Genomic DNA, 13,873 nt, shown 5'->3' with positions numbered 1-13,873 from the left:
ATTATACTTCCGCTTACTACATTCCCTGTTGCTATACTTCAAGCTTCATTTCTGCTTCCTGTTCAGCCTGATGCTTGAATTCTTCCACCTGGTCTTCATTCAGCACCGGGAGTTCATCGATGGAATGCACCCCAAAGCTCCGTAAGAATTCCTCTGTTGTGCCAAATAGCATCGGTCTGCCCGGAGCATCCAATCTTCCCACTTCATTGACCAGATTATATTCCACCAGTTTGCTTACTGCATGGTCGCAGGATACGCCACGGATTTTTTCAATCTCCGCCTTAGTGATTGGCTGCTTATAAGCAATGATGGATAAGGTCTCCAACAGTACGTCTGTAAGGACACGCTTCTTTGGCTGTTTTGCAATCCGAATCAGATATTCATACATTTCATTCTTCGTACACATCTGATAAGCGCCGTCCAGTTCGATAATCTGGATACCTCTTTCTTCCTGCTCATATTTCTGCCGGAGTGCTTCTATTTTCTTTTTGGTTTCCTGTTTGTCTAATTCAATTGCATTGGCAATTTTATCCAATTCTACCGATTCCCCCATGGTAAATAAAATTGCTTCTATAATTGCTTCATAATTCTTTTCTTCCATTACTACCCTCATATAATAAGAGCCTAGGCTGCAACCTTGGACTCTATTCTGATATCATCAAATATTTTATCCTGATAAATGGTTATCTTGCCCATTTTCATCAGCTCAAGCACTGCAAGGAAGGTCACGATAATCTCCATCTTGCCACACTGTGCTTCTAAAAGACTGCGGAAGCTGAAATGTGGATGTGCCATTGCATACTGCTCTAAATATACCATTTTATCGGACAGTGATACTTCTTCTTTCTCAATCTTGCCAAATTTGGAACGAACCGGGTCAATCTTATCTTCCTGCTTACGCATGATGGATTTGAAAATATCATTCAATTTCTTCAATGTGACATCTGCCATCAGTTCCTCTAAATCCACCGGCTCTTCATAGGCAGCTACCTCGTCCGGAATCGTCGGCTCCTTAAACATCACCTTTTCCGCATCCATCTGACGGTCTTTTAATTCATAGGAAATGCATTTATACATCTTATATTCCAAAAGCTGTTCTACCAGTTCTGCTCTCGGGTCTTCTGCTTCCTCTTCTTCTGTCTCTTTTGCCGGAAGAAGCATCTTTGATTTAATATCAATCAGTGTGGCTGCCATGACTAAGAACTCACTCATAACATTTAAATCCTGCCGCTTCATTTCCCGGATATATTCCATATACTGATTGGTAATCTCCACAATTGGGATATCATAGATATTTACTTTATTCTTATCCAGCAGATGAAGGAGCAAATCTAATGGTCCTTCGAACACCTGCAGCTTTACTGTTAATTCCATTTCAAAACCTCTCCATTCTTTCCTAGCACATCTATTTTAACGGTATCTAAGAAAAAACGCAAGTGTTTTCACAAGATTTAGTGTTTTTCACAACTTTATACCACAAATCAAGCAATATCTTGTGGTTTTATAACCATAAACACAAGTTCCGCCCGGTTAAAGATTCTGATATGAAAGGTATGGGTTCCAAGCCCCCGGCTTACGATTACTTTCTTTCCCTCAAAATCAAAGGCTCCTGCATCATATTTCGGGAACCACTGAAACTGCGGAGAAATCAGGCTTCCAACACCCGGAATCCGTATCAGTCCTCCATGATTATGTCCGCAAAGAGTCAAATCCGCTCCCCAGTCTGCATATTCCTTCGCGTATCTTGGATTGTGTGCTAACAGCACCTGAAATGTATCTTCCGTCTGCTCCGGAAGCGTTTTCTCAAGATAATCCTGTGGAAGTGGCACATCCACTCCTTTTTTATAACAGGACAATGGAATTTCAAGCCCGGTAACCGCCAGTTCTCCAAAAGCTTCTGTTTCATTATGCAGTACATGGATGCCAAGCTCTTTTACCTTATTTTCAAAAGCGAAAAATTTCTCCTGATACTTACTTTTTCTTATGTGGGCACGGGATTCATGATTTCCGTAAGAATAATAAACCGGTGCAATCCTGCACAGCTCTTCCAATATCTTTAACGCTGTCTCATAGGTGTCACTTTTCCTGCTGACCACCATATCTCCTGGAATCAGAATCAGATCCGGCTGTCCACTTCTAATTGCATCTAAAAGCGGGATGTTGTCTTTTCCATACTGAAAACCATGCAAATCTGCCAGTACTGCTGCCTTATATTCTCTTTGCACTTTACCACTTTTTATCTCATAATCCGTTCTTGCAAATTTTTTTAATTCCTGCCACTGCCAGATTATGTAAACCAAAATCACACATGCTATTACAATAATGATTTTTAATAACATCTTTCACCTCTTTGCATCAACAAAATAAACCATGCTTTATCTGCATATTTTTTTCTCTTCTCTATTAAAATGTAATAGAACATACCGGAGGTATTCTTATGCATACCATTCTTTCCATTTTCATAAGCCTGTCTCTTCTCAGCCCGGCCTTTTTACCAATGGCATCACAATTTTCTGTTCTTGCAGAAAACGAAAGTTCTACAGAATCCGGCAATCCGTCCCCGGATGCTTCCATGCCAGATTCTTCCAATCCGGATGCTGCTTCCGATGCATCTGCTCCGGTCGCATTGTCCGCTCCCAGCGCTCTTTTAATGGAAGCATCTACCGGAACCATCATCTATGAAAAGGATGCTCATTCCATCCTGCATCCTGCCAGCATTACGAAAATCATGACACTGATTCTGATTTTCGATGCTCTGGACGCACAAAAAATTTCCCTGGATGATGTTGTCACAGTTTCGGAACATGCTGCAAGCATGGGCGGTTCCCAGGTCTTCTTAGAGCCGGGTGAAACCCAGACCGTTGATACCATGATAAAGTGTATCAGTGTTGCCAGTGCCAATGACGCCTGCGTTGCCATGGCAGAATTCATTGCCGGTTCGGAAGATGCCTTCGTTGCCCAGATGAATGAGCGGGCTGCCGGACTTGGTATGAAGGATACCAACTTTGTTAACTGCTGCGGTCTTGACGTTGACAATCATATGACCAGTGCCTATGATGTTGCTCTAATGTCCCGGGAATTAATCACAAAATATCCGCAGATACATAATTATTCCACCATCTGGATGGAAAATATTACCCATGTCACGAAAAAAGGGTCTTCCGAATTTGGTTTAACCAACACCAATAAGCTCATCAAACAATACGCCTATGCCACTGGATTAAAAACCGGTTCCACCGGTCTTGCCAAGTACTGTGTCTCAGCCACTGCTGAAAAAGATAACATTAAACTCATCGCAGTCATTATGGCTGCACCGGATTATAAAGTGCGTTTTGCTGATGCGTCCGCCCTTTTAGACTATGGTTTTTCCGTATGCCGGCTCTATCAGGATACCACACCGCCCGCTCTGCCGGAATTATCAGTACGGGGTGGCACTGATAAAAAGGTCAGTCTTTCCTATGAAGGAACCTTTTCATATCTTGATACTGCAGGAAATGACTTAAATCTTATTGAAAAAAAGCTTTCTCTTCCAGAAGAAATAAAAGCTCCGGTAACACAGGGAAAAGAAGCCGGCACACTTTACTATACATTAAATGAAAAAGAAATCGGCTCCATCCGTGTCTTATATGATACTACAATTCCAAAAGCTACCTATCAGGATTATTTTCGTAAGACGCTTACTTATTTCTTCTCCCTGTAAAACCTTTTCTACAAAAGCGGGGCCAGCAGACGCAGACAGGTCTGTATCATCCGTACTCCTACAAATCTGTGTTTGCAGAATTCCAGATCAATCTGCTGTGACTGTCCGATTACCGCAAGTGCATCTTCTTTTAACTGCAGCACTGCCTCGGTCTTATAGCACCAGACTCCGCATTCAAAATGCAGATACATACTGCGGTAATCCAGATTGATACTGCCTACGGTAGCAATTTTATCATCACAGACAAAACTCTTTGCATGAATAAATCCCGGTGTATACTGATAAATCTTTACACCACTTTCAATAAGAACACCATAATCTGCCTGTGTCAGAAGATAAACAAATTTCTTATCCGGAATTCCAGGTGTTACAATCCGCACATCCACACCACGTTTTGCCGCATTCTGAAGGCTTACCAGCATTTCATGGTCAATAATCAGATACGGGGTGAAAATGTAGACATACTTTTGTGCTGAATTAATAATGTTCATGTATACATTCTCGCCGGTATTTTCGTGATCTAACGGTGTATCACTATACGGCTGCACATATCCAACGGATGGAATCTTTGCCACATAGTCTGCATCCGGCCGGAACTTCTCATAATCCTCCGTGGAATTTATTATATAATTCCACATTTCAAGAAACATACAGGTAAAGCTCCATACCGCTGCACCTTTCATACGGATTCCGGTATCCTTCCAGTATCCAAACCGCTCAATTTCATTGATATATTCATCTGCAATATTAATTCCGCCAGTAAATGCAACATTTCCATCAATAACGAGGATTTTTCTGTGGTCACGGTTATTCATAATAACAGCCAGTCTCGCCCGCAACGGATTAAACGCCGCACATTTAATTCCGATTTTCTGCAATTCCTTATAGAAATTATTCGGCAGTGTCGTAATGCAGCCAACATCATCATAAATCAGACGTACTTCTACGCCCTCTTCCACTTTTTCCTTCAAAAGCTGAATCAGCTCCCGGAACATCTTTCCATCATCTAAAATAAAATATTCCAGAAAAACAAACTTTTTCGCTTTCCGGATTTCTTCTAACATAACTGGAAACATTTCTTCTCCGGACGGATAATAATTTGTTGCTGTATGTTCATAAACTGGAAAATGCGCCCAGTCACTGATATATGCAGACTGTCCAGCGGCAACCGAATCTTCTTCTGCCAGCCGTTCTCTGCACGCTCTATCTTCTGTAAGAAGCGGTTCTACTTCCTCATTTACACGGTTCATTTTCTCTCTTGCCTTTCTGGTGAGTTCCGGTCTTCCAAATACCACGTACAGCAATAATCCGAGCAATGGAAACATCAGAATAATAAATACCCATGCCAGCCGGTATGCCGGATTCATTCTTCGATTTACAACGAATAAAGCTACGATAAATGCAAGTATATTGAGAATCAGGTTGATGTAAGTAGACATTTTACCAACTTCCAGCAGCAGATAAAATAAATATCCAAACTGAAGTAAAATAAGTAAAACTGTGATAAAAAGTCTGCTGATTAAAACTTTAACTATTTTCTTCACCTTATTCCCTCCTCTTTCTTTTTCTACCCCTTATTTTATGCGTATTTTTCATTTTACCGCATTTTCTCCCAGAAATCAAATGTCCGGCGTATTCCTTTCCCTCTGTCTCTGTCTCTTTCTTTCTGCTTTTTATCTCTTCCAGGCTATTTTCTTTTATCGAATCAGCCGCATGACATCCAGCCTCCCCCAGCCCTGTGCATGCTTGGATTTTCCAGTATCTACACTCGTCTCATAAAGCCGCAGTTTTACTTCTGCCGGTTTTAGATTTGGATAACGGCTTAAAAGCACCGCGACCGCCCCGGCCACCACCGGTGTTGCCATAGAGGTTCCACTTTTCATCTCATAACCATTTCCCATCCGCTTACAGCTGACAATCGCTGTTCCAGGAGCCACTACTTCTGGTTTCATAATGCAGGCTTCCGTCGGACCCCTCCCACTATACCCACGCATCAGACCCAGATTTTTTACTTCTCCTTCCTCATCATCACTGCTGCCCACCGTTATAATCTTCCGGCATAGCCCCGGTATCGTAATACTCTTATCCTTTGGCCCGTTATTTCCTGCAGCAGCAACCACTACGATTCCTGCGTCCCAGACTGCTTCAATTGCTGCTAACAATTCCTCCTGTTCTTCCCTTCTGGCCGAAGCAAGCATTCCTACGGAAATATTTAAGATTCTTATATTCATTTTCCCATAATTTGCAATCAGCCATTTTAATGCAGATACCACCAGTCTGGTATTACCTTTTCCCATGCGGTCTAATACTTTTATCGAAAATATCTGTGCTCCCGGAGCCATTCCCCGGTAACGTCCATGGGAAGCGAAACCAGAACCTGCAATAATTCCGGAAACATGGGTTCCATGACCGTTATCATCATAAAGTATCTTCTTATCACCTACATAATCACGAAATCCTCTGATTCTTTGTCCAAAATCAATATGAGTTCCAATTCCTGTATCCATCACGGCTACCGTGACATTATTTCCAATATATCCTAGTTTATGAGCTTCATTCACCCTTGTAATCTGTCTGACCCGTTCCATACTGCACCATTTTATGTTTTCTTATAATATATGCAGTGCAGCATTTTTGACCACCGGCAGAGCTTTCCGGATACCCGAAAAGGAAGTTTACTCAGCAAACTCGGCTCTTTTTTTCTGCCAGACTTTTTCTTCGCTACTTACGTAAAAAGGCGTATACCCTTGTGGATTTTCATCCGCAAAAGCATACGCCTTATTTTATTTATGTGAGTATTGAAAAATCACATGCCACGAATCTGCAATTAGTTCTGAGCAGGAACATCCTTGATGGAGAAGCTGATTCTTCCCATTCTGTCTTTGCCCATGCAGATACAGGTTACTGTATCACCAAGAGTCAGAACATCTTCTACATGTTCGATTCTCTCTTTCGCAATCTTGGAAATGTGAACCATTCCCTCTTTGCCCGGTGCAAATTCGATGAATGCACCAAATTCTTTGATGCTTACTACTTTACCAGTGAAAATCTGACCTTCTTCGAAATCAGTTGTAATGATACGGATCATGTCAGCAGCTTTCTCAAGCATTGCTTTATCGGTACCACAGATGCTTACTGCACCTTCATCATTGATGTCAATCTTAACACCAGTGCGGTCGATAATCTCGTTGATTGTCTTACCCTTCTGACCTACTACATCACCAATCTTAGCCGGGTCAATCTGAACCTGAAGAATCTTTGGAGCATACTGTCCAACTTCTTTTCTTGGCTCAGCAATTGCTTTAGACATAACTTCGTCCATGATATAAAGTCTTGCTTCCCTGGTTCTTCTGATTGCTTCTTCTACGATAGGTCTTGTTAATCCGTGAATCTTAATATCCATCTGGATTGCAGTAATACCGTCATGTGTACCAGTTACCTTGAAGTCCATATCTCCGAAGAAGTCCTCAAGTCCCTGAATATCGGTTAATACGATGTAATCATCATCTGTCTCACCAGTTACCAGACCACAGGAAATACCTGCAACCATTTTCTTAATCGGAACACCTGCAGCCATAAGCGCCATACAGGATGCGCAGGTAGATGCCATAGAGGTAGAACCATTAGATTCAAAGGTCTCGGATACGGCACGGATTGCATATGGGAATTCTTCTTCAGAAGGAAGAACCGGAACCAATGCTTTCTCAGCCAGTGCTCCATGTCCGATTTCACGACGTCCCGGTCCTCTGGAAGGTTTTGTTTCTCCAACAGAGTAGGATGGGAAATTGTAATGGTGCATATATCTCTTGGTGGTAATATTCTCATCTAATCCATCGATTTTCTGAACTTCAGATAATGGAGCTAATGTTACAACATCACAAATCTGAGTCTGTCCACGGGTAAACATAGCAGAACCATGTACTCTAGGAATAATATCAACCTCAGATGCCAGCGGACGAATCTGGTTGATTGCTCTTCCATCCGGACGTTTGTGGTCTTTTAAAATCATCTTACGAACGGTCTTCTTCTGATACTGATATACAGCCTCACCAACTAATGGAAGCCACTCTTCGTTATCTGCAAATGCCTCTTCCATTTTCTCTGTTACTTTACGGATATTTTCTTCTCTGGTCTGTTTGTCGTCAGAGAATACTGCTACTTCCATCTCATCCGGTGTAACAATCTCACGCATAGCTGCAAACATTTCCTCTGGAACTGCACAGCTTGTATATTCATGTTTTGGTTTACCAACTTCGTTTACCAGTTTCATAATGAAATCATTAATGGTCTGGTTGATGTCGTGTGCCATGTAAATTGCTTCAATCATTTTATCTTCCGGAATCTCATTTGCTCCGGCTTCAATCATGATTACTTTCTCTCTGGTAGAAGCAACCGTCAACTGTAAATCACCATTGTCCCAAACTTCCTGGGATGGGTTGATTACAAATTCACCATCTTTCATTCCGACCTGTGTCATAGCACATGGTCCGTCAAATGGGATGTCCGAAATGCAGGTTGCAATCGCAGAACCAAGCATTGCTACGATTTCCGGACGGCATTCCGGGTCAACGCTCATAACGAGGTTGTTTAATGTTACATCATTACGATAATCCTTTGGGAATAACGGACGCATAGGTCTGTCAATTACACGGGAAGTAAGAATTGCATTCTCAGATGCTTTTCCTTCTCTCTTATTAAATCCACCTGGGATTTTTCCTACTGCATAAGATTTCTCTTCGAACTCTACGCTAAGAGGGAAAAAGTCGATTCCGTCTCTTGGCTTTTCAGATGCTGTTGCAGTAGATAATACAGTGGTATCACCGTAGTGCATGAATGCACATCCATTTGCCTGTTTACCCACACGGTTAATATCAACCGTAAGAGTTCTTCCGGCAAGTTCCATTGAATAACTCTGGTACATATCATTTCTCCTTTTTTGTATACAGGATATTCCTGCTTATTATGGCAGAAGTTCCGAAATGGTGCTGTTTGCAGCCATCCGGAGGTGTATCGACCGAAACTACTGATTAACACAATCTGTAATTGCACTAATCAGTGGTCTCGGAATCGTCCTTCTGCCGTTCTTACATTGTCATCCATAAGACTCTGTACTTGCAGTTCCTTACGGATATCCGGCAACCTGTGGAAGCCTAGCAACCGAAAAATAGAGCGGACAACTCCGCTCTATTCTATACGGTTTCCTTTTACAAGAAATTACTTTCTTAAACCTAAACGTTCGATTAAAGAACGATATCTTTCAATATCAACTTTCTTTAAGTAAGCCAGTAAACGACGTCTCTGACCAACCATCTTTAAAAGTCCTCTTCTGGAATGATGATCCTTCTGATTTACTTTTAAGTGCTCATTCAGCTCATTGATTCTGGCTGTTAAAAGTGCAACCTGTACCTCTGGTGAACCTGTGTCTGTAGCAGTTTTACCATATTCTGCGATGATTTCTTCTTTTCTTTCTTTTGATAACATTTACGTTTCCTCCTTATATTTTCTTATCGCCTGATAATCAGCAAAAGGTCGGAGTGTCCATCTACCGAATATCGGCTAAATCATACCTAACAAATATAACATACTACTTATTATTTGTAAACAAAATTCTGTTAGTTTCCTTATCTAGTTTCCTAATACACGGACAACACATACTGGTGAACGATAATATGCATTGGAAATCTTGATTCCGGTAGAAGGTGAACTTGCATGAACAATCTGACCATTTCCGATATAGATTGCCACATGGTTGATGCCCTTACCGCTACCATAGAAGAACAAATCTCCCGGCTGTGCTTCGGATGCACTGATTCTGGTTCCGCATCCTGCCTGTGCTCTGGATGAGTGTGGCAGATATACGCCATAATTTGCATATACGGATAATACGAATCCGGAACAGTCCGCTCCTCTGGTAAGGCTGGTTCCGCCCCATACATATGGATTACCGACAAACTGTGTTGCATAAGCCACCAGTGATACTCTTGTATCTGAAACACCCTGACCATATTTTAATTCTGTCATGGTCTGTGCCTTTGGCAGCTGCTGTGAAATCTCTACATAGTCGGTGCTTGCATATCCTACATCACCATCTAAGTCTACTTCCACCCAGCCATCATACTGATTTAAAACCTCTAATTCTTCTCCTTCCGGCATCAATGCCAGTTTGGTACAATCGGTATTCATCTCAGCACGTACATTTAAAGTCTGTGTTGTAACGGTTGCAATGGTCTTCATTACTTCCTGGGCTTTTGCTACAGCTGCCTCTCCGGTAATGATATATTCTGCTTTTACATATCCGGTTACCTGACCAGATTCAATTTTAAGCCACTCGCCATCGTCCTCTAAAATTTCACATCCGGCATCACTCTGCATCTTTCCTACGATATCAGAATTGGTATCCGGCTGTTCCCTTACATTTAAACTGCTGTCAACCTGTGCAATACCAAGATTGGTATATCCACAGATTGTTGTATCTACAGGTACCGCTGTATCGGTTGCTGCTGTATCTGCAGGTACCGTTGTATCAGTTGCTGCAGCATCCTCAGACTGTCCTTCCATCGTTGTAACAGTATTGGTTGCTGAAACAACAATATCTGTATTATAATAGGAATCCATTGTAGCAAATATTCCTGCATTTAAGCCGGAACCTGCTGATGTCTGTGCAGCTGCGCCACCCTCAAGCGCCACTGTAAGTCCACAGGTAAGAATAAATGCTGTTGTCTTCCACTTTCTATTGTTCTTCATAAAAATATGCCTCCTGACATTGTAACGATGCAAAATGCACCCTGCATTTCCGCATCTGTTCGAATCAATATGCTTCTCCATATTTTAAGATTATAGCAACGTGATTTCATAATGTCAACATAAATATGTAACAATTATGTAACAATTGTTCGAAATTTTACGAAATTCATATATTTAATGCTGCTGTACATAAAATCTGCCATAGGCAATATCCTGTTCGAGTTGTTGCTTTAAAGCCTCTAAGGATTCAAACTTCATCTCGCTGCGCTCTCTGCTCCGGAAGCAGACACGCACTTTCTTTCCATAGAGATTCTCATTAAAATCAAAAATATTGGTTTCCACTGCTACCGGATTAACCCCTTCGATAGTCGGCTTACATCCCACATCTGCGATTCCATGATACGTCTTATCCCCTACTACAACATCACAAACATAGACGCCAAACGGCGGAAGCAGTTTGTTTTCAGGCGGTATGATATTTATGGTCGGGATTCCAAGTACCTTCGCGCCCATTTCTCTGCCATGTATTACAACACCTTCCACAAAATAATCATAGCCAAGAAGGTATTTTACTTTTTCCATATTGCCCTTTTCTACTTCTTCCCGGATAAAGGTACTGCTGATATCCCGATTCTCATACTGAACCTTATCTATTACCTTAAGTTCATAATGCAGCTTCTTCGCATATATTTCCAGCAGATGGTAATCTCCTCGGCGGTTATGTCCGAAATGAAAATCTGTTCCAACCACAATGCCACGGATTTTCATGGAAGAAGCCAGCATTTCAATAAATGCTTCCGGTTCCATGGTCATGACTTCTTTGGTAAAAGGATATTCAATCAGATAATCAATGCCCTGCTCTTCACAGATTGCAACCTTCTCTTCATTCGTCGTAAGCACCTTCTGGACTTCATTTATCCTGCCCGGTCTCGGCGGAATGGCAAAGGTAAACAGTACCGTTGCACAGCCTTTATTCTTCTGCTCCATCATATGTTCTAATAAAGTCTCATGTCCTCTGTGCAGACCGTCAAATTTGCCAAGGGAAAGCACGCATTCTTCTTCAATATGAAATTCTGTTGTTCCATGTATATACTTCATTTTTTATACCTGCTTAAATGTCTTTTTCCTTCTCATTGCTGTGTAAAGAAAAGTTTTACCGGCTTAAACAGCCTGTCCGCTGTACGGTATTCATATATTCCAACAAAATGATTTGCATTGTCATACACTCTGACTTTTTTGCAGTCATCTTCTTTATAAAAAGAAGCAAGCGTATGCTCTATCGTCTCTGCCTCTGCTATCACGGGCAGCGGCAGCTTATTTCCATTATATAAAAGTGCAGTACTATCTTTGCGGCTGTGAATCTGTGGCAGATTTTTAAATACGGTATCAATGGGATATAAAATCTCTTCTATCTTACCACTTTTCATTATTGTCTCAATTTCCTGCAGTGTTTTTGCAGCTTCTATTTGAAAATCTGAAACTCTTGTCCGTATCAGGTACTCCATACAGGCTCCACAACCTAATTTTTCTCCGATGTCATGGCACAATGTCCGGATATAAGTTCCTTTGGAACAGTGCACCCGCATGGTCACTCGCGGCAAGTCGATTGATAAAATTGCAATATCTAATATCTGAATCTTCCTTGCCTTGCGTTCTACTTCCACACCTTCTCTTGCTAAGTCACATAATTTCTTTCCATTGACCTTCAGTGCAGAATACATCGGCGGAATCTGTGCATATTCTCCCACAAAGCTTTCAATACACTGCTTTACTTCTTCTATGGAAAGATTTACCTCGGATTCCTTTAATATGGTTCCTGTCATATCCTGGGTATCCGTTTCTTTTCCCAAAAGCATGACTGCCTCGTATACCTTGTCCTTATCAGTTAAAAGGTCACAGACTCTGGTTGCTTTTCCTATACATACAGGAAGTACGCCCTCCGCATCCGGATCAAGCGTACCTGTATGTCCAATCTTTTTCATTTTTAAAATTCCACGCAGCTTTGCAACTACGTCAAAGGACGTAAATCCTTTTTCTTTTCTCACATTAATAATTCCGTCCATACGTTATCCTGTCTATTTCAAAAGCTGTTTTTCAACGTCCTTTACGATTCCCTCAAGAATCTCTTTGGCATTGCCTTCTATGGTTGCTCCGGCTGCCCGTATATGACCGCCTCCACCATAGGACATCATAATAACTGCCACATCTACCTTACCACTGGAACGCATGCTTGCTTTAAAGCTTCCATCCTCATTTTCGTAAAGAAAGATTGCAGCTTCCACATCTTTGGTAGCACGAAGCTGCTGTACGATTCCTTCTAAATGTTTCGGAAGAACCTGGTATTTTTCCATTTCTTCTTTGGTTACGATAGATGCAATGCATTTTCCATCTAAAAAGAGCTGGCTGTCCACCAATGCCTGACCCAAAATCCGGTTCTGCTCGTAAGTTTTCTCATAATAAGTCTTATCCACGATACGGCTGAAATCAATTCCCATTTCCATCAGCCTGCCGGCAATGTTCATGGTCTTTGCGGAAGTACAGGAATACTGGAACACACCGGTATCATGCACAATTCCCACATAAATACATTCTGCAATTTCCTTTGTAATCTTCTCTTCATCTATGAGTTCATATACAAGCTCACAGGTTGAACTTGCCTCCGGGAAAATGTAGTTTGCATCTGCAAAGCTCTGATTGCTGATATGATGGTCAACACAGAAGGTGCGTTTTGCTGCATGAAAATATTTCACTGCATTTCCCAGTCGTTTCTCATCACCGCAGTCCAATGCAATAAATAAATCGTATGGCTCTTTTTCTATATAAGAGCTGTCAATTTTATCTGCATTTGCAAGGAATTTGAAAATGTTTGGAATCGGTTCCAGATGGAGTTCCACTTCCATTTCCGGATGATATTTTCTGATATAGTTATATACTGCTAACGTGGAACCTACACAGTCTCCGTCAGGTTTTACATGACCGGCTATTGCTACACGCTTCACATCATAAAGCTGTTCCTCTAATTTCATTGGCAACACCTGCTCTCTTTCTCTTCGGATGAGGCTTAGGACTCTTCCTGTCCAATCACCTCATCAATTTTCTTTGACATGTTTACACCATACTCAATGGACTGATCCAGGATAAACCGAATCTCCGGAGTATTTCTTAAATTGATACTTTTTGCGAGGGCATGACGAATATACCCTTCTGCACTATTAAGACCTTTGATTGTATTATTCTGAGCTTCTTCGTCTCCGAATACACTGATATACGCCTTACAGGTTTTTAAATCCGGTGCCACTTCTACGGCAACCACGCTGGTCATCGGCGCAATACGCGGGTCTTTTACTTCACTCCGGATAATGTTGGAGAGTTCTCTTTGAACTTCTCCATTTATCCGCATATTTTTCATACTATTTTTTTGCATAATTT

13 protein-coding genes are annotated in these 13,873 nt (G+C 41.5%); 1 reads left to right on the top strand and 12 read right to left on the bottom strand.

Annotation, left to right across the window (positions count from 1 at the left end):
- Positions 1–31 precede the first annotated feature (31 nt).
- The 3 genes from scpB to DWV68_RS02750 form a co-directional block, all read right to left on the bottom strand.
- Positions 32–601, bottom strand: coding sequence for an SMC-Scp complex subunit ScpB (scpB, locus tag DWV68_RS02760; protein WP_022243724.1), 570 nt, complete (start codon positions 599–601; stop codon positions 32–34).
- Positions 602–624: 23 nt separating this feature from the next.
- Complete coding sequence (locus DWV68_RS02755) at positions 625–1,374, bottom strand: segregation and condensation protein A (RefSeq protein WP_118056735.1); 750 nt, start codon at positions 1,372–1,374, stop codon at positions 625–627.
- A 107-nt stretch (positions 1,375–1,481) separates the two neighbouring features.
- Positions 1,482–2,339, bottom strand: a complete 858-nt coding sequence (locus DWV68_RS02750; RefSeq protein ID WP_118056736.1) for a metallophosphoesterase — start codon at positions 2,337–2,339, stop codon at positions 1,482–1,484.
- A gap of 98 nt (positions 2,340–2,437) precedes the next feature.
- Between DWV68_RS02750 and DWV68_RS02745 the strand changes: the two genes are divergently transcribed.
- Complete coding sequence (locus DWV68_RS02745; RefSeq protein WP_118056737.1) at positions 2,438–3,700, top strand: D-alanyl-D-alanine carboxypeptidase family protein; 1,263 nt, start codon at positions 2,438–2,440, stop codon at positions 3,698–3,700.
- Positions 3,701–3,708: 8 nt separating this feature from the next.
- On the opposite strand, the gene cls is transcribed toward DWV68_RS02745, so the two are convergent.
- The 9 genes from cls to rbfA all read right to left on the bottom strand — a co-directional run bounded on the left by cls (position 3,709) and on the right by rbfA (position 13,868).
- The gene (cls, locus tag DWV68_RS02740) at positions 3,709–5,244 is read right to left on the bottom strand and encodes a cardiolipin synthase (protein ID WP_118056738.1); all 1,536 of its coding nucleotides are present in this window, start codon (positions 5,242–5,244) and stop codon (positions 3,709–3,711) included.
- 153 nt (positions 5,245–5,397) lie between these two features.
- Positions 5,398–6,288, bottom strand: a complete 891-nt coding sequence (locus DWV68_RS02735) for a S8 family peptidase (protein ID WP_118056739.1) — start codon at positions 6,286–6,288, stop codon at positions 5,398–5,400.
- Between the two features lie 239 nt (positions 6,289–6,527).
- Positions 6,528–8,621 carry a polyribonucleotide nucleotidyltransferase gene (locus DWV68_RS02730; protein ID WP_117697175.1) on the bottom strand — a complete coding sequence of 698 codons (2,094 nt, stop codon included), beginning with the start codon at positions 8,619–8,621 and terminating at the stop codon, positions 6,528–6,530.
- Between the two features lie 293 nt (positions 8,622–8,914).
- Entirely contained in the window at positions 8,915–9,181 is a 267-nt protein-coding gene (gene rpsO / locus DWV68_RS02725; protein ID WP_118056740.1) for a 30S ribosomal protein S15, read from the bottom strand.
- 144 nt (positions 9,182–9,325) lie between these two features.
- Positions 9,326–10,444, bottom strand: a complete 1,119-nt coding sequence (locus DWV68_RS02720; RefSeq protein WP_117946901.1) for a C40 family peptidase — start codon at positions 10,442–10,444, stop codon at positions 9,326–9,328.
- Positions 10,445–10,618: 174 nt separating this feature from the next.
- Positions 10,619–11,542 (bottom strand): bifunctional riboflavin kinase/FAD synthetase, encoded by a 924-nt coding sequence (locus DWV68_RS02715; protein WP_022242574.1) that lies wholly within the window; start codon positions 11,540–11,542, stop codon positions 10,619–10,621.
- Positions 11,543–11,574: 32 nt separating this feature from the next.
- On the bottom strand, positions 11,575–12,507 hold the full coding sequence (gene truB / locus DWV68_RS02710) for a tRNA pseudouridine(55) synthase TruB (RefSeq protein WP_118665007.1): 933 nt from the start codon (positions 12,505–12,507) through the stop codon (positions 11,575–11,577).
- Between the two features lie 12 nt (positions 12,508–12,519).
- Positions 12,520–13,470 carry a DHH family phosphoesterase gene (locus DWV68_RS02705; RefSeq protein ID WP_117841001.1) on the bottom strand — a complete coding sequence of 317 codons (951 nt, stop codon included), beginning with the start codon at positions 13,468–13,470 and terminating at the stop codon, positions 12,520–12,522.
- Positions 13,471–13,505: 35 nt separating this feature from the next.
- The gene (rbfA, locus tag DWV68_RS02700) at positions 13,506–13,868 is read right to left on the bottom strand and encodes a 30S ribosome-binding factor RbfA (protein ID WP_022242577.1); all 363 of its coding nucleotides are present in this window, start codon (positions 13,866–13,868) and stop codon (positions 13,506–13,508) included.
- Between the last annotated feature and the right edge of the window lie 5 nt (positions 13,869–13,873).

It is taken from the genome of Roseburia sp. AF12-17LB, from assembly GCF_003479605.1.
GTDB lineage: Bacteria > Bacillota > Clostridia > Lachnospirales > Lachnospiraceae > Roseburia_C > Roseburia_C amylophila.
Note: the sequence above shows the minus strand (reverse complement) of the source record. Positions and strands in the feature narration are given on the sequence as shown.

Bases quoted from the DNA above. Each gene is read 5' to 3' on its own strand.
- DWV68_RS02755 (WP_118056735.1), bottom strand. From the start codon at position 1,374: ATGGAATTAACAGTAAAGCTGCAGGTGTTCGAAGGACCATTAGATTTG.
- DWV68_RS02705 (WP_117841001.1), bottom strand. From the start codon at position 13,470: ATGAAATTAGAGGAACAGCTTTATGATGTGAAGCGTGTAGCAATAGCC.
- scpB (WP_022243724.1), bottom strand. From the start codon at position 601: ATGGAAGAAAAGAATTATGAAGCAATTATAGAAGCAATTTTATTTACC.
- DWV68_RS02730 (WP_117697175.1), bottom strand. From the start codon at position 8,621: ATGTACCAGAGTTATTCAATGGAACTTGCCGGAAGAACTCTTACGGTT.
- DWV68_RS02715 (WP_022242574.1), bottom strand. From the start codon at position 11,542: ATGAAGTATATACATGGAACAACAGAATTTCATATTGAAGAAGAATGC.
- rbfA (WP_022242577.1), bottom strand. From the start codon at position 13,868: ATGCAAAAAAATAGTATGAAAAATATGCGGATAAATGGAGAAGTTCAA.
- DWV68_RS02750 (WP_118056736.1), bottom strand. From the start codon at position 2,339: ATGTTATTAAAAATCATTATTGTAATAGCATGTGTGATTTTGGTTTAC.
- rpsO (WP_118056740.1), bottom strand. From the start codon at position 9,181: ATGTTATCAAAAGAAAGAAAAGAAGAAATCATCGCAGAATATGGTAAA.
- DWV68_RS02745 (WP_118056737.1), top strand. From the start codon at position 2,438: ATGCATACCATTCTTTCCATTTTCATAAGCCTGTCTCTTCTCAGCCCG.
- DWV68_RS02735 (WP_118056739.1), bottom strand. From the start codon at position 6,288: ATGGAACGGGTCAGACAGATTACAAGGGTGAATGAAGCTCATAAACTA.
- truB (WP_118665007.1), bottom strand. From the start codon at position 12,507: ATGGACGGAATTATTAATGTGAGAAAAGAAAAAGGATTTACGTCCTTT.
- DWV68_RS02720 (WP_117946901.1), bottom strand. From the start codon at position 10,444: ATGAAGAACAATAGAAAGTGGAAGACAACAGCATTTATTCTTACCTGT.